Raw genomic sequence first — 19,213 nt, 5'->3', positions numbered from 1 at the left:
CGGGTGATCCTGCCAGTCCTACCCCCCTTCGGGAAGCTCGGGATCAGGGCGCTCCGCCCTGCCCGTACCCTTGTGGGCGTGGGTACCGCAGAAGCTTCCAAGACCTATGAGATCCGCACGCACGGATGTCAGATGAACGTCCACGACTCCGAGCGGCTGGCCGGGCTGCTCGAGGACGCCGGCTATGCCAAGGCGCCGTCGGGCGCCAATGCCGATGTCGTGGTCTTCAACACCTGCGCGGTGCGCGAGAAGGCCGACAACCACCTGTACGGCAACCTGGGGCAGCTCGCCTCGGTCAAGGCGGTGCAGCCGGGGATGCAGATCGCCGTCGGCGGCTGCCTGGCGCAGAAGGACCGCGAGACCATCGTCAAGCGGGCCCCCTGGGTGGACGTGGTCTTCGGCACCCACAACATCGGCCACCTGCCCGCGCTGCTGGAACGCGCCCGGGTCCAGGAGGAGGCCCAGGTCGAGATCCTGGAGTCGCTGGAGGTCTTCCCGTCCACCCTGCCGACCCGGCGCGAGTCCGCCTACGCGGCCTGGGTGTCGATCTCGGTCGGCTGCAACAACACCTGCACCTTCTGCATCGTCCCGGCGCTGCGCGGCAAGGAGAAGGACCGCCGCACCGGCGACATCCTGGCCGAGGTGGAGGCGCTGGTCGCCGAGGGCGTGGTCGAGGTCACCCTGCTCGGCCAGAACGTCAACGCGTACGGGCAGGACATCGGCGACCGCCAGGCGTTCGGCAAGCTGCTGCGCGCCTGCGGCGGGATCGACGGACTGGAGCGGGTGCGGTTCACCTCGCCGCACCCCAAGGACTTCACCGACGACGTGATCGCGGCCATGGCGGAGACGCCCAACGTGATGCACCAGCTGCACATGCCGCTGCAGTCCGGGTCGGACAGCGTGCTGCGGGCGATGAAGCGCTCCTACCGGCAGGAGCGGTACCTGGGGATCATCGAGAAGGTGCGCGCGGCCATGCCCGACGCGGCCATCTCCACCGACATCATCGTGGGCTTCCCCGGCGAGACCGAGGAGGACTTCGAGCAGACCATGCACGTGGTCCGCGAGGCCCGCTTCGCCCAGGCGTTCACCTTCCAGTACTCCAAGCGGCCCGGCACCCCCGCGGCCGAGATGGAGGGGCAGATCCCCAAGGAGGTCGTCCAGGAGCGCTATCTGCGCCTGGTCGCGCTCCAGGAGGAGATCTCCTGGGAGGAGAACAAGAAGCAGGTCGGCAAGGTCCTGGAGGTCCTGGTCGCCGAGGGCGAGGGGCGCAAGGACCAGCACACCGACCGCCTCTCCGGCCGCGCGCCGGACAGCCGGCTGGTGCACTTCACGCGTCCCGCAGAAGGTGTGGGCCCCGGCACTGCGACATCGGTCGCCGGCTCCGCTCCGCGGCCCGGCACTGCGACATCGGTCGCCGGCTCCGCTCCGCGGCCCGGCGACGTGGTCACCGTGGAGATCACCTACGCCGCTCCGCACCATCTGCTCGCCGAAGGGGCCCCGCTGTCCGTGCGGCGCACCCGTGCGGGTGACGCCTGGGAGAAGCGGCAGGCCGCTCCGCCGGCGCCGGCCGGGGTGATGCTGGGACTGCCGTCCGTCGGCGCCCCGGCCCCGCTGCCGGTGGCCGAGGCGCCGAGCTGCCGCTGAGGCACGGCGGACGCTGCCCGGACCGGCGGTAGGGTCGGAGCCATGCTGGTCGCCGCCGCCGTCTGCCCCTGCCCGCCGCTGCTGGTCCCCGAGGTCGCCTCGGGTGCCGCGCCCGAACTGGACCGGCTCCGCGCCGTCTGCGACACCGCGCTCGGCGCGGTGCTCGCGGCCGGGCCCGAGGTGGTCTGGGTGGTCGGCCCCGACGCCGAGCACAGCAGTTTCGACGAGGGCGGCACCGGCTCGTTCCAGCCGTTCGGCGTCGACGTCTCGGTGACCCTGGGAGAGGGCGCGGGGCCGGAGCCGCTGCCCGCCTCGCTCACGGTGGGGGCCTGGCTGCTGCAGCGCTCCGGCTGGACCGGGCGGGCCCGCGGCCTGGCCGTCCCCGACTATCTGGAACCCGAGCTCTGCGCCGCGAACGGGGTCAGGCTGGCGCAGTCGGCCGAGCGGGTCGGCCTGCTCGTCGTCGGCGAGGGCAGCGCCCGGCGCTCGCTGAAGGCCCCCGGCTACCTGGACGAACGGGCCGAGGACTTCGACGCGATGATCGCCCGCGGTCTGGCCACCGGGGACGCCGACGGCGAGCTGTCCACCCTGGACGACGAGCTGGCGTACGAGCTGATGGCCTCCGGCCGGGCACCCTGGCAGGTGCTCGCGGGCGCCGCGGCCGGAGCGCTCGGCGCCGAGCTGCTCTATGAGGACGCGCCGTACGGGGTCGGCTACTTCGTCGCCGCCTGGACCTGATCAGGACGCCGGCGGGTCCTGCTTCTCCACCGTCTCGCGGTCGACCGTCGCGCCGTCGACGGTGTCGCCCCCGACCGTCTCGCCCTCGACGACGGGGTGCTCCTGGCCGACCTTGTCCAGAGCCTCCTTGGCCTTGTCCCGGCCGGTGTGGATCTTGTCGCTGTACTTGCCCTTGGTGGCCTTGTCCGCCATCTCGCCGACCTTGTCCAGGCCGGAGTCGATGGTGGAGTTGTGCTTCTCCGCGAACTCGGTGGCCTTCTCCTTGGCCTGACCGAGAGCGCCCTTGAGAGTGTCCGAGAGACCCATGGTTGCTCCTGCGTAGCGGGGCCGCGGCGACTGGTCCAACAATTGGACAAAACGCCCGTACTTAGGCACACCGTACTGTCCATCACTGTCCAGTGCAGCTGTGGAGCATGTGTGTGCGTACGTTTGGGAGACTGAGGGGGTGAACAGCCCCCTCGCTCCCCGTGTCATCGCCGTCGTCGGCGCCACCGCCGCAGGCAAGTCGGACCTGGGCGTGGCCCTGGCCAGGGAGCTCGGCGGAGAGGTGGTCAACACCGACTCCATGCAGCTCTACCGGGGCATGGACATCGGCACTGCCAAGCTCACCGTCGAGGAGCGCCAGGGCGTCCCGCACCACCTGCTGGACGTCTGGGACGTGACGGTCGCCGCCAGTGTCGCCGAGTACCAGCGGATGGCGCGGGCCACCATCGACGCGCTGCTGGCCCAGGGGCGCACGCCGGTACTGGTCGGCGGCTCGGGGCTGTACGTCCGCGCCGCCATCGACGAGCTGGACTTCCCGGGCACCGACCCGGAGGTGCGGGCCCGGCTGGAGCAGGAACTGGACCAGGTCGGCCCGGGCGAGCTGCACCGCAGGCTCGCCGGCCTCGACCCGCTGGCCGCGCAGGCCATCCTCCCCAGCAACGGGCGGCGCATCGTCCGGGCGCTGGAGGTCGTGGAGATCACCGGGAAGCCGTTCACCGCCAATCTGCCGGGCCATGACTCGGTCTACGACGCGGTCCAGATCGGCGTGCTGGTGCCGCGACCGGAGCTGGACCGGCGGATCGCGCTGCGGGTCGACCGGATGTGGGAGTCCGGACTCGTCGCGGAGGTGGAGCAGTTGGCCGCGGCCGGGCTGCGCGAGGGCCGCACCGCCTCCCGGGCGCTCGGCTACCAGCAGGCGCTGGCCCAACTGGACGGGGACTGCGGCGAGCAGCAGGCGCGCGAGGAGACGGTGCGGGCCACCAAGCGTTTCGCCCGGCGGCAGGAGTCCTGGTTCCGCCGGGACCCGCGGGTGCACTGGCTCGGCCGGGAGGACTCCGGGGACCAGTCCGAGCTGCTGCGGCGCTCGCTGGCACTGGTGGCCGGCGACTGACGGCCTGACGGTCGCCGCCCCGGCCGTGACGTTCGTCGCGGTCGTCGCGGGATCGCCCTCGGCGCCGCCACAGTCTTCGCACAGGAAGCGTCGCTGCCCAGAGGCGTATCAGGCCGAACTGCGCGCCCCCGGCGCACATCCGGGTGTACGCGCGGAGCCTTGCGAGGACGGGCGGTTACGGGCTGATCACGTCATGGCCACGGATCACCGATCCGGCCCTGGAGAGGGGGGTCGGCCCGGGCCCACGTGCCATCATCGAGCACTGAGGGAGACATTCCGCCGTCGTGGATCACCACCGGCACCAATCGCCAGGGAGGCCGCGTGTCGATGGATACCGGCCCCGAGACGCATCGTCTGCCGGAGGACCCCTTCGGCCTCGACGGCTCGCCCTCGTCGCATCCGGCGCTGATCGACCTCTCCAAGCGGCCGAGATCCGACCTGTCGCCGCTGACCCCGCTGCCGCCGGCCGACAGCATCGGCGAGGCCGGGCTCGAAGGGCGCGAGCTGCGCCCGGCCGGACTGCTCCGGCTCTGGCAGGTCATCCCCATCGCCGCTCTGGCGATCTTCGGCTCGCTGCTGTTCGCCTTCCCGCTGGCCTTCCAGTCCGGTGACGCGGGCCGGTTCGTCGGCATGCTCGGACTGCTGCTGACCACTGCCTCGGCCGGCTGGGGCGGCATGGCCGCGCGCCGGGCCGGCTACGCCTGGCCGGGGCTGCCCCGGCAGGGCTCCGGCCGCCGGGCCGGCTGGCGCGCCCTGCTCGCGTACGCGGCCCTGGTGGGGCTGGCGCTGGCGCTGGGCTGGTGGCGGGTCGCCCGCATAGGTGCCTGAGCCGACCTGCGGTGCTTGAGCTGCGGTGCCTGTGACGTGAAGTGCGGTGCCTGACCTGAAGGCGGTGGCCGCCCCCTACGATGGAGGGGTGAGCGAGATCTTGAACGGCCCGAGCTTCCTGAAGGGCCACGGCACCGAGAACGACTTCGTCATCCTGCCCGACCCGGACGGCGCGCTGGACCTGCCGCCCGCGGCGGTCGCCCGGCTGTGCGACCGGCGGGCCGGGATCGGCGCGGACGGGGTGCTGCGCGTGGTGCGCTCGGCCGCCCATCCCGAGGCGGCGTCGATGGCCGCCGAGGCCGAGTGGTTCATGGACTACCGCAACTCCGACGGCAGCATCGCCGAGATGTGCGGCAACGGCGTCCGGGTCTTCGCCCGCTACCTGGTGCTGGCCGGCCTTGCCAAGAGCGGCGACCTGGCGGTGGCCACCCGGGCGGGGGTGCGGCAGGTCCATGTGGAGGCCGACCGTCCCGGTGCGCCCGGCCAGGTCACCGTGCGGATGGGGCGGGCCGGACTGCCTGACTCCGGGTCCGTGGTGGTGACCGTGGGGGAGCTCAGCTGGCCGGCGCTCCATGTCGACATGGGCAATCCGCACGCGGTGGCCTTCGTGGACGACCTCGCCCAGGCCGGCAACCTCTACGAGGCGCCTTCGGTGGTGCCCGCGTCGGCGTACCCGGCCGGTGTGAACGTGGAGTTCGTGGTGGACCGCGGACCGGGCCATGTCGCCATGCGGGTGCATGAGCGCGGCTCGGGGGAGACCCGCTCCTGCGGCACCGGCGCCTGCGCGGTCATGGTCGCGGCGGCCCGCAGGGACGGCGCCGACCCGGCGCTGACCGGGCAGCCGGTGACCTACACCGTGGACGTGCCCGGCGGCCGACTGGTGATCACCGAGCGGGTGGACGGCGTCGTCGAGATGACCGGCCCGGCCGTGGTGCTGGCGGAGGGTCAACTGTCCACGGAGTGGCTGGAGTCCTGAGCCGGCGGGTTTCGCGCAACCTTAGAGCCTTGCCAATTCCGCCCCGGTTCAAATCCCCCGAATGGGTGATCAAGGTGACGTTGGGAACACGTGGCATCGCTGCGCGTGTTGCAATCGCTAGCATGGACCATCGGGGTGTCGAGCCGCTCCGGTGATCGCTGCCGGAGGTGTGCATGAACGTCGATGCCAGTGATCTCCCAGCCGTTCCCCTGGGCGGTCGCAGAACCGTCTCTCCGCCGAACCAGGGCGGCGAGGCCGTCAGCGGCGGCCTGCGCCGGGCCAGGGCGCGGTCCGGGCTGGGGCGGGCCGGTTTCGCGGCATTGCTGGTCGGCGGCGGGCGGCCGCAGTTCGCGGACGCGCTGGAACCCGTGGTCCGGGCGCACCGGGTGCACCATCCGCAGGCCGACTTCGCCCTGCTGGACCGGGCCTACCAGCTCGCCGAGGCCTCCCACCGGGGCCAGACCCGCAAGAGCGGCGAGCCGTACATCACCCATCCGCTCGCCGTCACCATGATCCTGGCCCAACTCGGCGCCGAGACCACCACCCTGGTCGCCTCGCTGCTCCACGACACGGTCGAGGACACGGCGGTGACGCTGGATCAGGTCAGGGAGGGCTTCGGTCAGGAGGTCGCCTACCTGGTCGACGGCGTGACCAAGCTGGAGAAGGTCGACTTCGGCGCCGCCGCCGAGGCCGAGACCTTCCGCAAGATGCTGCTGGCCACCGGCGAGGACGTCCGGGTGATGGTCATCAAGCTGGCCGACCGGCTGCACAACATGCGCACCATCCGGCACATGAAGCCGGCCAGCCGGATCAGGATCGCCAAGGTCACCAGGGATGTGCTGATCCCGCTGGCGGAGCGGCTCGGTATCCAGGTCGTCAAGACCGAGCTGGAGGACATCGTCCTGGCCACGCTGCACCCCGAGGAGTACGCGGCGACCCGTGCGCTCATCGCCGCCAGGGAGGGCGCCCAGGCGGAGGGGCTGGACCCGCTGGCGGAGTTCGCCGGGGCGCTGCGGCGCCAGCTGCGCGAGGCCAGGATCCAGGCCGAGGTGACGGTGCGTCCCCGGCACGCCGTCTCGGTGCACCGCAGCCGGATGCGGCGCGGCGAGCTCGCGCCCTGCGACTTCGCCCGGGTCCTGGTCGTGGTGGAGGAGAACGCCGACTGCTACGCCGTCCTCGGCGAGCTGCACACCTGCTGGTCACCGCTGCCGGGGGAGTTCAAGGACTTCATCGCCGCGCCCAAGTTCAACCTCTACCAGTCGCTGCACACCGCGGTGGCCACCGCGCCCGGCGGGGCCGGCGAGGACGTCGTCGAGGTGCTGGTGCGCACCGGGAGGATGCACCAGGTCGCCGAGTTCGGCGTGGTGGCCCTGGGCAGCCCGGCGGCCCGCGCGGACGAGGCGCAGGCCGAGGAGGCGGCCGGCGGCCGGGACGAGCTGGACCGCACCGACCCGGCCAGGCCCGGCTGGCTCTCCCGGCTGCTGGAGTGGCAGCGGGAGACGCCCGACGCCGACACCTTCTGGTCCGCGCTCACCGCCGACCTCTCCGGCGACGGCGAGCTCACGGTGGTCACCGAGGACGGCCGCACCCTGCATCTGCCGGTCGGCTCCAGCTGTGTGGACGCGGCCTACGCGCTCGGCGAGGAGGTCGGCCACCGATGTATCGGGGTGCGGCTGGGCGGCAGGCTCGCCGCCCTCTCCACCGAACTGCAAGACGGCGACGTGGTGGACGTGCTGACCGAGGACGACCCCGACGGGGCGGGGGAGCCCGGCGGCCCCTCGCCGGAGTGGTTGGGCCACGCCCGGACCGCGTCCGCGCGGATCGCCATCGAGCGCTGGCTCGCCGAGCACCCGCAGCAGCCCGCGGCGCAGGCCGGGGCCGAGGCGATGGTGGAGCGGGTCGGTGTCGAGCTCCCGTCCGCCCCGGGACGGGATCCCCGGGACCGGGCCCTGGTCGTCGCCGCCGACAGGCCCGGCGCCCCGGTCCGGCTGGCCCGCTGCTGCACCCCGGTCCCGCCCGACCAACTGCTCGGATTCGCGGTCAAGGGCGGCATCGCGGTGCACCGCAGCGGCTGCCCGACCGGCAGCGGGATGGCCGGCGGCGGGCGTGCGCCGGTCGAGGTGGCCTGGGCCCGGGACGCCTGGGGCCAGGACGCCCAGCCGGTGGGCTACACGGTCACCGTCCAGGCCGACGCCCTTGGCCGGCCGCGGCTGCTCGCCGACCTCACCGCCGCGATCTCCGCGGTCGGCGCGGACATCGTCTCGGCCTCCGTGGAACCGCCCCAGGAACTGCGCGTACGGCACCGCTACACGGTGGAGCTGCCCGACGCCGGACTGCTGCCCGGGCTGATGAAGGCGATGCTCAGGGTGGCCGGGGTCTACGACGTCTACCGGGCGGTCGCACAGACGGCAAATCCGGATGACGGCCCGGAGGAGCCCGTGCGACCATCGTCGTCGTCGGGAATCCGCAGCAATGCTGGGGCGTTGTCCGATGAGGAGGCGGCTCTCCCGCTTCCTGGACCTGATCCCTTCCGCTAAGGATGCAATGACCTCCACGTACGAAACCCGCGACGCTGCCGACCAGCAGGACCCCCGGTTCACCTCTCAGCAGGACCGGGCCACCCGCAGGGCGGACGCACTGATGGACGAGGACCTCGCGGGATTCGACGAGGCCCTCGGCGGCGCAGGCCGCAGCAACGACTACGACGGCGACCAGTTCGACCGAAGCGACCGGGCGTCGCTGCGCCGGGTGTCCGGGCTCTCCACCGAGCTCCAGGACGTCACCGAGGTCGAGTACCGCCAGCTCCGCCTGGAACGGGTGGTCCTGGTCGGCGTCTGGACCGACGGAACGGTGGAGGAGGCGGAGAACTCCCTCGCGGAGTTGGCCGCACTCGCCGAGACGGCCGGCTCCGAGGTCCTCGACGGCGTGATCCAGCGCCGTGACCGGCCCGACCCGGCCACCTACATCGGCTCCGGCAAGGCCCGCGAGCTGCGTGAGATCGTCGAGGCCACCGGTGCCGACACCGTGGTCTGCGACGGTGAGCTCAGCCCCGGCCAGCTGATCCACCTGGAGGACGTGGTCAAGGTCAAGGTGGTCGACCGCACCGCCCTGATCCTGGACATCTTCGCCCAGCACGCCAAGTCCCGTGAGGGCAAGGCCCAGGTGTCGCTCGCGCAGATGCAGTACATGCTGCCGCGACTGCGCGGCTGGGGCGCCTCGCTGTCCCGGCAGATGGGTGGTGGCGGCGGCTCCTCGGCCGGCGGCGGTGGCGGTATGGCCACCCGCGGTCCCGGTGAGACCAAGATCGAGACGGACCGGCGCCGGATCCGCGAGAAGATGGCGAAGCTCCGCAGGGAGATCGCCGACATGAAGAAGGGCCGCGACACCAAGCGGCAGGAGCGGCGGCGCCACCAGGTCCCCTCGGTGGCCATCGCCGGGTACACCAACGCGGGCAAGTCCTCGCTGCTCAACCGGCTCACCGGGGCCGGGGTGCTGGTCGAGAACGCGCTGTTCGCGACCCTGGACCCGACGGTGCGCCGGGCCGAGACGCCGGGCGGCCGGCTCTACACGCTGGCCGACACGGTCGGATTCGTCCGGCACCTGCCGCACCACCTGGTCGAGGCCTTCCGCTCGACCATGGAGGAGGTCGGCGACGCCGACCTGATCCTGCATGTGGTGGACGGCTCGCATCCGGAGCCGGAATCCCAGCTGGCCGCGGTACGCGAGGTCATCGTCGAGGTGGACGCGCAGAACGTCCCCGAGATCGTGGTGATCAACAAGGCGGACGCGGCCGACCCCGAGGTGCTGGCCCGCCTGCTGCGCCGTGAGCCGCACGCCGTCGTGGTCTCGGCCCGGACCGGCGAGGGCATCGAGGAACTGCTGCGGCTGATCGAGAACGAGCTGCCGCGCCCCGCGGTGGAGGTGACCACCCTGGTCCCCTACACCAGGGGTGACCTGGTGTCCCGGGTGCACCGGGACGGCGAGGTGCTCTCCGAGGAGCACACCGGTGAGGGGACCCTGCTCAAGGCGCGGGTGCTGCCGGACCTGGCGGCCGAGCTGGAGCGCTACAGCCTGGCCGGCCAGCCTGGCTGATCCCGCGTCAGTGCGTGCCCGAAGGGCGGTTGCTCCGTATGGGGCAGCCGCCCTTCGGCATGCCTGGATGTTCCGTCGGGCCGATTCGCGATCGCGCGTGATCGGGAGGGTCCTGGCTCGTTAGACCGGAGGGGCGTCGCCCGAGGGGGTGCCCGTCCCAGCCCCGCGAACCGTCCCTCCGGGGGCGGCCCCCGGCGCTGCGGACCGTCCTGACCAGCCAGGAGGAACCGAGGCCGTGTCGCCGACCGTCCTGCCACCAGCCGCGACCGTTCCGGCCCCGGGGCCAGCCGCCGCCGAAGCTGCCACCGCGATCGTCGACCCGGCGGCCATCCTCGCCCGCCAGGCGGCCCGCGAGTCCGCGGCCCGTACCTACGCCCGCTCCCTGCCCGTCGTCCCGGTGCGGGCGAGCGGTATGACGATCGAGGGGGCGGACGGCAGGCGCTATCTGGACTGCCTCTCCGGGGCCGGGACGCTCGCCCTGGGCCACAACCACCCGGTGGCGCTGCAGGCGATCCGCGAACTGCTGGACTCCGGCGCCCCGCTGCACGTGCTCGACCTGGCGACCCCGGTCAAGGACGCCTTCACCACCGAGCTCTTCGCCTCGCTGCCGGAGGAGTTCGCCCGCGACGCCAGGATCCAGTTCTGCGGCCCGGCCGGTACCGACGCCGTCGAGGCGGCGCTCAAACTGGTCCGCACCGCCACCGGCCGCAGCGGTCTGCTGGCCTTCACCGGGGCCTACCACGGGATGACCGCGGGAGCGCTGGCCGCCGGCGGCGACAGCGCCGCCAGGGCCGGGCTCGGCGGTTCGGCGTCCACGCCGGTGCGGCTGCCGTTCCCCTACGACTACCGCTGTCCCTTCGGGCTCGGCGGTCCCGAGGGCGCCCGGGTCTCCGCCCGCTGGACCGAGTCGCTGCTGGCCGACCCCAAGGGCGGGGTGGACCCGTCGGCGGGCATGATCGTCGAGCCGGTCCAGGGCGAGGGCGGTGTGGTTCCCGCCCCCGACGGCTGGCTCCGCGAGATGCGCCGGATCACCAGCGCCCGCGGCATTCCGCTGATCGTCGACGAGGTACAGACCGGAGTCGGCAGGACCGGGGCCTTCTGGGCCGTGCAGCACTCGGGCGTGGTCCCCGACGTGATGGTGGTGTCCAAGGCCGTCGGCGGCAGCCTGCCGCTCGCGGCCGTCGTCTACCGGGGCGAGCTGGACGTCTGGGAACCCGGCGCGCACGCGGGCACCTTCCGGGGCAACCAGCTCGCCATGGCCGCCGGGGCCGCGACGCTGCGCTTCGTCCGTCAGGAACGGCTGGCGGAGCGCGCCGCCGGCCTCGGCGAGCGGATGCTGGCCCGGCTGCGCGCGCTGCACCGCCTGTTGCCGGCGATGGGGGATGTGCGCGGGCGCGGCCTGATGCTGGGGGTCGAGATCGTCGAACCGGAGGCGGACGCCGACGCGCTGGGCGCGCGGCCGGCCGCTCCCGGACTCGCCGCAGCGGTGCGGCAGGAGGCGCTGCGCCGGGGGTTGATCGTCGAACTGGGCGGCCGCCACAGCAGCGTGGTGCGGCTGCTGCCCCCGCTGACCATGACCGACGAGGAGGCGGAAGCCGTGCTCGAACGCCTGGCAGAGGCGCTCGACGCTGCCTCGGCGGCGCACCGCACGGTGCCGGCAGCCCGGTCCGGAGTCCGGGGATGACCGCGCCGACCGCCCCCGACCGGCCGCCGGAGGCAGCCCTGGCGGGCGGGGTCGCCGGCCCGGACGCGCTGGAACCGCTGGTCGCTGAGGCGCTGGAGGCACTGCGCCGGGGCGCCGAACGCCGCGGCGGTCCGTTGCCGGCCGGGGGTCCCACGGCGGTGGCGGAAGGGTTGCGGGCGCTGCTGGACCCGTCGGAGCTGCTCCCCGAGCTGGGCGATCCGTTCGCGCTCGGCACGCTGGTCGAGGCGCTGGCCGCCACAGCCGCCGATCCGGCGGATCCCGCCTGCGCCGCCCATCTGCACGTACCGCCGCTCGCGGTGGCCGTCGCGGCCGATTTCGCCGCAGCCGCGGTCAACGCCTCGCTGGACTCCTGGGACCAGGCCCCCGGCAGTACCTCGGTGGAGCTCGCGGTGATCCGGGTGCTCGCCGAACTGGTGGGCCTGGTCCGGCCCGAGGCGGCGGCCGGGGTGCTGACCACCGGCGGCACCGAGTCCAATCTGATGGCCCTGCTGCTGGCACGGGACACCTTCCCGCGCGATCAGTTCGCCGAGGGGCGGCTCGCCGTGCACTGCTCGGAGGCCGCCCACTTCTCCATCGCCCGTTCCGCCGCGCTGCTCGGGCTGGACCGCGACGCCGTGGTCCCGGTGCAGACCGCGCCGGACGGCCGGATGGACCCCCGGGTGCTGGACTGGGCCCTCGCGGACGCCCGCGCCGACGGCCGGGTGCCGATGTGCGTCGTCGCCACGGCCGGGACCACCGACCTGGGAGCCGTGGATCCCCTGCCCGCGGTCGCGGCCGTCACCCGCCGTCACGGCGTCCGACTGCACGTGGACGCCGCCTACGGCGGTGCGGCACTGTTCTCGGGACGCCTGGCACCGCTGCTGGACGGCGTGGCGCAGGCGGACACCATCAGCCTGGACCTGCACAAACTCGGCTGGCAGCCGATCGCGGCCGGGGTGCTCCTGGTGCGCGACGCGGCCCTGTTCGAGCCGCTGGAGCTGCGTGCGGCCTACCTGAACCCGGTGGACGACGAAGAGGCCGGCTACACCTCGCTGCTGGGCCGGTCGCTGCGGACCACCCGTCGAGCGGACGCGTTCAAGATCGCCGTCACCCTGCGCACCCTGGGCCGGTCCGGCCTCGGCGCGCTGGTGGACCGCTGCCACGACCTCGCCCGGTTCGCGGCGGAGCGGATCGCTTCCGAACCGCGGCTGGAACTGGTCGCGGAGCCGGTGCTCAGCACCGTGCTCTTCCGCTGCCTGCCGCAGCGGGACGGCGTCGGTCCGGTTGCCACGGATCGGCTGAACGCCGTTCTCCGACGGCGACTGCTGGAACAGGGCAGCGCCGTCGTGGGCCGTACCGAAGTCGGCACCGGGCCCGGCTCGGTCCGACTGAAGCTGACACTGCTGAACCCGCACACCACCACGGCGGACCTGGACCGCCTGATCGCCCGCGTCGTCACCGCAGGCACCGAGGCCGAGGCTGCGGCTGACGCCCAGGTCGACGCCGACGAAGCAGACGCACACGCCGAACCAGAGGCGGACGCGGACGCCGAAGAACAACGGGAGGCCAACTCGTGAGCACTGCTGCCCGTGGCGGAGTCCCCGCGCAGGGTCAGGCCGGGCCGCTCCCGGCTGCCGACGCCGCAGACCCGTTGCTGCACCCCGACCCAGCGGTCGCCGCCGACTGCGCGGCCACCGAGAGCCTGCTGCGCTGCTGGGTGCGTGAGAGCGGCATCACCGATCCGCCGGGCAGGCTGCTCTCCGTGGCCCTCGGCGACGGACTGCAGCTCGCCGTCCCGGTCCGCTACTGGTCGCCCTGCGGCTGGCACCGCTTCGGCCGCGCCGCCCTGGTCGCCGGAGCCGGCGCCGGAGTCGGAACCGAGGCCGCCGCCCCCCGGAGCGGTCATCCGGGCGGCCACCCGGTCGACGCCGTCACCGTCGCGGCCCTGCTGGCCCGTGGCGGTTCCGGGGGCGACCCGGTCGCCCCGCGCCATGTCGCCGACCTCGCCGGGCGCGTCGTCGACTCGGTGCGCCGCACCGCCGTGTTCATCGCCGGACACCGGAAGGACCCGGAGCCACCGCCCGGCACCAGCCCGTTCCTGGACGGCGAGCAGGCCCTGCTGCTGGGGCATCCGCTGCACCCCACCCCCAAGAGCCGGGAGGGGCTGGGTGAGTCCGAGGCCGCCGCCTACTCGCCCGAACTGCGCGGCGCCCACCGACTGCACTGGTTCGCCGTCGACCAGGAGTTGGCCGCCTCGGACTCGGCACTGCCCTCCCCGGCCGCGGCGATCACCGCAGCGCTGCGCGGCCCGGACGCCGGACCGCTGCCGCCAGGCTCCATCGCACTCCCCCTGCACCCGTGGCAGGCCAGGGAGCTGACGCACCGGCAGGACATCCGCGGACTGCTCGAAGCAGGCCTGCTGCACGACCTCGGCACAGCGGGCCCGCTCTGGCACCCCACCTCCTCGGTGCGGACGGTCCACCGGCCCGGCGCCCCCTTCATGCTGAAGCTGTCGCTGGGTCTGCGGATCACCAACTCCCGCCGGGAGAACCTGCGCAAGGAACTGCACCGGGGCGTCGAGGTGCACCGGCTGCTCGCGGGCGGCCTCGGCCAGGAGTGGCAGGCCGCCCACCCGGGCTTCGACATCGTCCGCGACCCGGCCTGGATCGGCGTGGACCTGCCGGGTGCGGCCCTGCCCGGTGCGGCCGGAACGGCTGCCGTTGGAACGGCTGCTGCCGCCACCGGCCTGGACACCGTGATCCGGCAGAACCCCTTCGGCCGGGAGGACCGGGTCCTGTGCGTGGCCGGCCTGGTCGCCGAGCGGCCGAGCCGCACCGACGACGGCGCCCCGGCCGGTTCCCGCCTGGGCGCACTGCTGCAACGGCTCGCCGCCCGCGCCGGTCGCCCGGTGGCGACGGTGGCCACGGAATGGTTCCTGCGCTACCTCGATGCCGTGGTGCTCCCGCTGCTCTGGCTCGACGGGCAGGCCGGGATCGCCCTGGAGGCGCACCAGCAGAACAGCCTGGTGCTGCTGGACCAGCACGGCTGGCCGGTCGGCGGCCGCTACCGGGACAACCAGGGCTACTACTTCCGCGACTCGCACGCCGCCCCCCTGGACGCCAGGCTGCCCGGGATCGGCGGCCGCAGCGACACCTTCGTCCCGGACGCCGTGGCCGACGAGCGCTTCGCGTACTACCTCGGCATCAACCATCTGCTGGGCCTGGTAGGAGCGTTCGGCTCGCAGCGGCTGGCGGACGAGCGGGTGCTGCTGGCCGCTCTGCGCCGGTTCCTGGCGGGGGCGGCCGCGGCCGCCAGCCGGTCCAGCCTGCCCGCGCTGCTGCTCGACGCGCCCACCCTGCGCTGCAAGGCCAACCTGCGCACCCGGCTGAACGGTCTGGACGAACTGGTCGGCCCGGTGGAGACGCAGTCGGTGTACGTCACCGTGGACAATCCGCTGGCGGCGGAGGCCGTCGCCGCCGTGCCGGCCCGCGGGGCGCTCCGATGAGCCGGCCGCCGATTCCCGCGCCGGGTTCGGGGAACCCGCTGCCGCCGCACCGGGTGCTCACCCCGCACCATCTGCGGGCCACCCGCGCGGCCGTACCGGCGCAGACCCCGCCGCGGCCGACCCGGTCCCGACTGCCCACGGCGGACCTGCTCGACGGGGTCAGCCGCTGGGGCGTGATGGACACCCCGGTCGGCCAGTTCCGACTGCACCCGGTCCGCCTGGCCAGGGACCTGGGCCTGGTGGCCGGCTGGATGAACGATCCGGTGGTGACGGCCTTCTGGGAGCTCTCCGGGCCGACCGGGCTGACCGAGCAGCACCTGCGGGCGCAACTCGACGGCGACGGCCGCAGCGTCCCCTGCCTGGGACTGCTGGACGGCACCCCGATGAGCTACTGGGAGCTCTACCGGGCCGACCTCGACCCGATCGCCCGGCACTACCCGGCCCGGCCGCACGACACCGGGGTGCATCTGCTGCTCGGTCCGCCCGAGTGCCGGGGCCGGGGCCTCGGCCCCCGTCTGCTCCGCGCCGTCGCCGCACGCGCGCTCAGGGAGCGCCGCTCGGCGGCCCGGATCGTCGCCGAGCCCGATGTACGCAACATCCCGTCCGTGCGGGCCTTCCTGAAGGCCGGCTTCCGCCACGAGCAGGACCTCGACCTGCCCGCCAAGCGGGCCGCCCTGATGGTCCGCGACCGAATCTGACGCCGTCCGACGAAACGACACCTCCAGCCGCCCATCGCAGCCACCCACCCCTCCGACGAAAGCACCTCGCCGTGGACACCACCGCCGACGCCCTCCGCACCGAGCCCTACGACCTGGTGGGCGTCGGCCTGGGGCCGTTCAACCTCTCCCTGGCCGCGCTCGCCGACGGCGTCGCCGACCTGCGCACCCTCTTCCTGGACGCCAAGCCCGAGTTCAGCTGGCATCCCGGGCTGATGGTCGAGGGAGCGACCATGCAGGTGCCCTTCCTCGCCGACCTGGTCTCGCTGGTCGATCCCACCAGCCCCTGGACGTTCCTCGCCTATCTGCGCGAGCACGACCGGCTGTTCCCCTTCTACTTCGCCGAGCGGTCCCATCTGAGCCGCCGCGAGTACGAGCACTACTGCCGTTGGGCGGCCGCCCGACTGCCCAACTGCCGCTTCTGCAGCCCGGTCGACGCCGTCGGCTGGGACCCGGGCACCGGGCTGTTCCGGATCGGGCTGCCGGACGGCGCATCGGTGGCCGCCCGCAACATCGTCCTCGGCATCGGCACCGAGCCGGTCGTGCCCGAGGCCTTCGCCGAACTCCACGCGGACGGGGTGGTGCACCATGCCGAGGACTACCTCAACGTGCGCCACGCGCTGGCGGACAGCACCGACATCACCGTCGTCGGCTCCGGCCAGTCCGGCGCCGAGGTCTTCCTGGACCTGCTGCGGAGCCGCGGCGAGGCGCCCGGCCGCCAGCTGCGATGGCTCACCCGAACCCGGGCCATCGCCCCCATGGAGTACTCCAAACTGGGTCTCGAACACTTCACCCCCGACTACACCCGCTACTTCCACGCGCTGCCCAGCCACACCAAGGACGCCCTGGTGCCCGACCAGTGGCAGCTCTACAAGGCGGCCAGTGCCGAGACCCTCGCCGACATCCACGCCGCCCTCTACGACCGCACCCTCGGGGCGGCCCCCGCCGACGTGGAGATCCTGCCCGGAACGGAGGTCGAGGCCGCCAGGCTCGGGGCCTGCGGCGGACTGGAGCTGCACTGCCGGCACCTGCAGACCGGCATCACCTACACCCGGCGCACCGGCTCGGTGATCCTGGCCACCGGACACGGCGCCCGCCGCCCCGCCCTGCTGGACCCGCTGGGCGACCTGGTCGACCGGGACGACCAGGGACGCCTGCTGGTGGACCTGGAGCACCGGATCGGGCTGCGCCCCGACGTCACCGGCGGCATCTACGTCCAGAACGCCGAACTGCACACCCACGGCGTCGGCACCCCGGACCTGGGCCTCGGCGCGCACCGCGCCGCCACCATCCTCAACGCCGTCGCCGCCCGCACCGTCCACCGCCTCCCGGCCCGCACCGCCTGGACCACCTTCGGCGTCCCCACGCCCGGCTGCCTGCCCGAGCGCTCGGTACGCTGATGCCCGGTTGTCAGTGCCGACCTCTACGCTGGGCGAGCCATGACTGAACTTCCCACGCCCGGCGCGGGCGCCACCGACGACACCCCATCGGCCGCAGCACCGGTCCCAGCGGCAGGAGCGGCGGAAGTCCCGGCGGAGACCCCAGCCGGGACTCCAGCCGGGACCGCCGCCGACGCCCCCGCCGGCTCCGGCCGGATCGGGGAACTGCTGCATGCCGCCGTCACCGCCGTCGGCGGTGTTGAACGACCCGGCCAGATCGCCATGGCGGAGGCCGTCGCCGCGGCCGTCGACGGCCGCGAGCACCTGCTGGTGCAGGCCGGTACCGGAACCGGCAAGTCACTCGCCTACCTGGTTCCCGCCCTCGCCCACGGGGACCGGGTGGTGGTGGCCACCGCGACCCTGGCCCTGCAACGGCAGCTGGTGGAGCGCGACCTGCCGCGCACCGTGGACGCCCTGCAGCCGCTGCTGCGCCGCCGCCCCCAGTTCGCGATGCTCAAGGGCCGCTCCAACTACCTCTGCCTGCACCGGGTGCACGAGGGCGCGCCCAGCGACGAGGGCGAGGGGCTGTTCGACCCGGCCGAGGTCCTCGGCGGCCCCACCAGCAAGCTCGGCCAGGACATCGTCCGGCTGCGCGACTGGGCCGACGAGACCGAGACCGGCGATCGTGACGACATGTCACCCGGGGTCTCCGACCGGGCCTGGGCGCAGATGGCCGTCAGCTCCAAGGAGTGCCTGGGCGCGACCCGTTGCCCGTACGGCGGCGAGTGCTTCGCCGAGTCGGCGCGTGAGCGGGCCAAGCTCGCGGACGTGGTCGTCACCAACCACGCACTGCTGGCCATCGACGCCCTGGAGGGTGCGCCGGTGCTGCCCGAGCACGAGCTGCTGATCGTCGACGAGGCGCATGAACTGGTCTCCCGGGTCACCGGCATCGCCACCGCGGAGCTGACCACCGGGGCGGTCAACCGGGCGGTGAAGCGGGCGGCCAAACTCGCCAACGAGAAGGCGGTCGACTCACTCCAGGCCGCCGCCGAGAACTTCCACGGCCTGATGGAGATCGCCCAGCCGGGCCGGGTCGAGGAGCTGCCGGAGAACATCGGCTACGCGGTGGCCGCCATCCGTGAGGCGGCCCGGGCGGTGATCACCTCCATCGGCGAGGTCCGGGACAAGGGCGTCACCGACGAGGACGCGGTCCGCAAGCAGGCGCTGGCCTCGGTGGAGACCATCCACGACACCACGGACCGGATGCTGGAGGGCTCCGAGTACGAGGTGCTGTGGATCGAGAACAACGACCGCTTCGGCGCCGGCACCTCCTCGCTGCGGGTCGCCCCGCTGAGCGTCTCCGGTCTCCTGCGGGAGAACCTCTACAAGGAGCGCTCGGTCGTCCTCACCTCGGCCACCCTCAAGCTCGGCGGCGACTTCAACGGGGTCGGGCTGTCGCTGGGCCTCGGCCCCGAGGGCCGGATCGGCGAGGGCGGCCGGGTCCCGGCCGGCGCCGCGGGGCGTGACGACATCGGCGAGCCGCTGGCGGAGTCCACCCCCGCCTGGCGGGCCATGGATGTCGGCTCGCCCTTCGACTACCCCAAGCAGGGCATCCTCTATGTGGCGCGGCATCTGCCGCCGCCGGGCCGCGAGCCCGACCGTCCGGCGATGCTGGACGAGCTGGCCGAGTTGATCGAGGCCGCCGGCGGCCGCACCCTCGGCCTGTTCTCCTCGATGCGCGCCGCCAAGGCGGCGGCCGAGGCGCTGCGGTCCCGGGTGCCCGGCGAGATCCTGCTCCAGGGCGAGGACACCCTGGGCGAGCTGATCCGCAACTTCTCGGCTTCCACCGAGAGCTGCCTGTTCGGCACGCTGTCGCTCTGGCAGGGCGTCGACGTCCCGGGCTCCGCCTGCCAGTTGGTGGTGATGGACCGGATCCCGTTCCCGCGTCCGGACGATCCGCTGATGAGCGCCCGGCAGAAGGCGGTCGAGGAGCACGGCGGCAACGGCTTCATGGCCGTGGCGGCCACCCATGCCGCGCTGTTGATGGCACAGGGGGCGGGCAGGCTGATCCGGGCGGCGGAGGACCGCGGGGTGGTCGCGGTGCTCGACTCACGTCTGGCGACGGCCCGTTACGGCGGGTTCTTCCGTTCCTCGATGCCGGACTTCTGGTACACCACCGACCGCAATCAGGTCCGCCGTTCGCTGGCCGCGATCAACGCCGCCGCGGTGCCACCGCGTCCGGTCAAGGCCCGGTAGCCACGGCTGCGTCGGCCCGC

General features: G+C 73.5%; 14 protein-coding genes. 13 read left to right on the top strand and 1 reads right to left on the bottom strand.

The features are described 5' to 3' along the window. Positions 1-78 precede the first annotated feature (78 nt). Entirely contained in the window at positions 79-1,644 is a 1,566-nt protein-coding gene (miaB, locus tag TR46_RS04965; RefSeq protein WP_269084241.1) for a tRNA (N6-isopentenyl adenosine(37)-C2)-methylthiotransferase MiaB, read from the top strand. A gap of 42 nt (positions 1,645-1,686) precedes the next feature. Then, positions 1,687-2,382: a class III extradiol dioxygenase subunit B-like domain-containing protein gene (locus TR46_RS04960; protein ID WP_042393988.1), complete on the top strand. Its 696-nt coding sequence runs from the start codon at positions 1,687-1,689 to the stop codon at positions 2,380-2,382. Here TR46_RS04960 and TR46_RS04955 read toward each other — a convergent pair whose 3' ends face one another. Beyond that, a complete protein-coding gene (locus TR46_RS04955; protein ID WP_042393984.1) occupies positions 2,383-2,688 on the bottom strand; it encodes an antitoxin in 306 nt (101 codons plus the stop codon). A 139-nt stretch (positions 2,689-2,827) separates the two neighbouring features. On the opposite strand from TR46_RS04955, the gene miaA reads away from it, so the two are divergent. From miaA to TR46_RS04900, 11 genes are all read left to right on the top strand, one after another. Next, complete coding sequence (gene miaA / locus TR46_RS04950) at positions 2,828-3,757, top strand: tRNA (adenosine(37)-N6)-dimethylallyltransferase MiaA (RefSeq protein WP_042393980.1); 930 nt, start codon at positions 2,828-2,830, stop codon at positions 3,755-3,757. Positions 3,758-4,084: 327 nt separating this feature from the next. Next, positions 4,085-4,585 (top strand): hypothetical protein, encoded by a 501-nt coding sequence (locus TR46_RS04945; protein WP_042393978.1) that lies wholly within the window; start codon positions 4,085-4,087, stop codon positions 4,583-4,585. Between the two features lie 97 nt (positions 4,586-4,682). Continuing rightward, positions 4,683-5,561, top strand: coding sequence for a diaminopimelate epimerase (gene dapF, locus TR46_RS04940; protein WP_042394184.1), 879 nt, complete (start codon positions 4,683-4,685; stop codon positions 5,559-5,561). Positions 5,562-5,734: 173 nt separating this feature from the next. Continuing rightward, complete coding sequence (locus TR46_RS04935; protein WP_063770526.1) at positions 5,735-8,098, top strand: RelA/SpoT family protein; 2,364 nt, start codon at positions 5,735-5,737, stop codon at positions 8,096-8,098. 7 nt (positions 8,099-8,105) lie between these two features. Continuing rightward, on the top strand, positions 8,106-9,653 hold the full coding sequence (hflX, locus tag TR46_RS04930) for a GTPase HflX (protein ID WP_042393976.1): 1,548 nt from the start codon (positions 8,106-8,108) through the stop codon (positions 9,651-9,653). A gap of 235 nt (positions 9,654-9,888) precedes the next feature. Beyond that, complete coding sequence (locus TR46_RS04925; protein WP_269084240.1) at positions 9,889-11,337, top strand: diaminobutyrate--2-oxoglutarate transaminase; 1,449 nt, start codon at positions 9,889-9,891, stop codon at positions 11,335-11,337. Continuing rightward, positions 11,334-12,914, top strand: coding sequence for a pyridoxal phosphate-dependent decarboxylase family protein (locus TR46_RS04920; protein WP_063770525.1), 1,581 nt, complete (start codon positions 11,334-11,336; stop codon positions 12,912-12,914). The genes TR46_RS04925 and TR46_RS04920 overlap by 4 nt, the downstream gene beginning before the upstream one ends. After that, positions 12,911-14,842, top strand: coding sequence for an IucA/IucC family protein (locus tag TR46_RS43960; RefSeq protein ID WP_042393973.1), 1,932 nt, complete (start codon positions 12,911-12,913; stop codon positions 14,840-14,842). The genes TR46_RS04920 and TR46_RS43960 overlap by 4 nt, the downstream gene beginning before the upstream one ends. Further along, positions 14,839-15,540, top strand: coding sequence for a GNAT family N-acetyltransferase (locus TR46_RS43955; RefSeq protein ID WP_236655203.1), 702 nt, complete (start codon positions 14,839-14,841; stop codon positions 15,538-15,540). Before TR46_RS43960 ends, TR46_RS43955 begins: the two co-directional genes overlap by 4 nt. Positions 15,541-15,611: 71 nt before the next feature. Continuing rightward, entirely contained in the window at positions 15,612-16,958 is a 1,347-nt protein-coding gene (locus TR46_RS04905) for a lysine N(6)-hydroxylase/L-ornithine N(5)-oxygenase family protein (RefSeq protein ID WP_042393969.1), read from the top strand. Positions 16,959-16,997: 39 nt separating this feature from the next. After that, on the top strand, positions 16,998-19,193 hold the full coding sequence (locus tag TR46_RS04900) for an ATP-dependent DNA helicase (RefSeq protein WP_084717897.1): 2,196 nt from the start codon (positions 16,998-17,000) through the stop codon (positions 19,191-19,193). Positions 19,194-19,213 lie beyond the last annotated feature (20 nt).

This window comes from Streptacidiphilus carbonis, assembly GCF_000787775.1.
Taxonomy (GTDB): Bacteria; Actinomycetota; Actinomycetes; order Streptomycetales; family Streptomycetaceae; genus Streptacidiphilus; species Streptacidiphilus carbonis.
This window is presented reverse-complemented; position numbering and strand designations above follow the sequence as displayed.

Excerpts from the sequence above, each read along its gene's own strand:
- TR46_RS43955 (WP_236655203.1), top strand. The coding sequence starts at position 14,839 with ATGAGCCGGCCGCCGATTCCCGCGCCGGGTTCGGGGAACCCGCTGCCG.
- hflX (WP_042393976.1), top strand. The coding sequence starts at position 8,106 with ATGACCTCCACGTACGAAACCCGCGACGCTGCCGACCAGCAGGACCCC.
- TR46_RS04900 (WP_084717897.1), top strand. The coding sequence starts at position 16,998 with ATGACTGAACTTCCCACGCCCGGCGCGGGCGCCACCGACGACACCCCA.
- TR46_RS04935 (WP_063770526.1), top strand. The coding sequence starts at position 5,735 with ATGAACGTCGATGCCAGTGATCTCCCAGCCGTTCCCCTGGGCGGTCGC.
- TR46_RS04920 (WP_063770525.1), top strand. The coding sequence starts at position 11,334 with ATGACCGCGCCGACCGCCCCCGACCGGCCGCCGGAGGCAGCCCTGGCG.
- TR46_RS04945 (WP_042393978.1), top strand. The coding sequence starts at position 4,085 with ATGGATACCGGCCCCGAGACGCATCGTCTGCCGGAGGACCCCTTCGGC.
- TR46_RS04960 (WP_042393988.1), top strand. The coding sequence starts at position 1,687 with ATGCTGGTCGCCGCCGCCGTCTGCCCCTGCCCGCCGCTGCTGGTCCCC.
- TR46_RS04955 (WP_042393984.1), bottom strand. The coding sequence starts at position 2,688 with ATGGGTCTCTCGGACACTCTCAAGGGCGCTCTCGGTCAGGCCAAGGAG.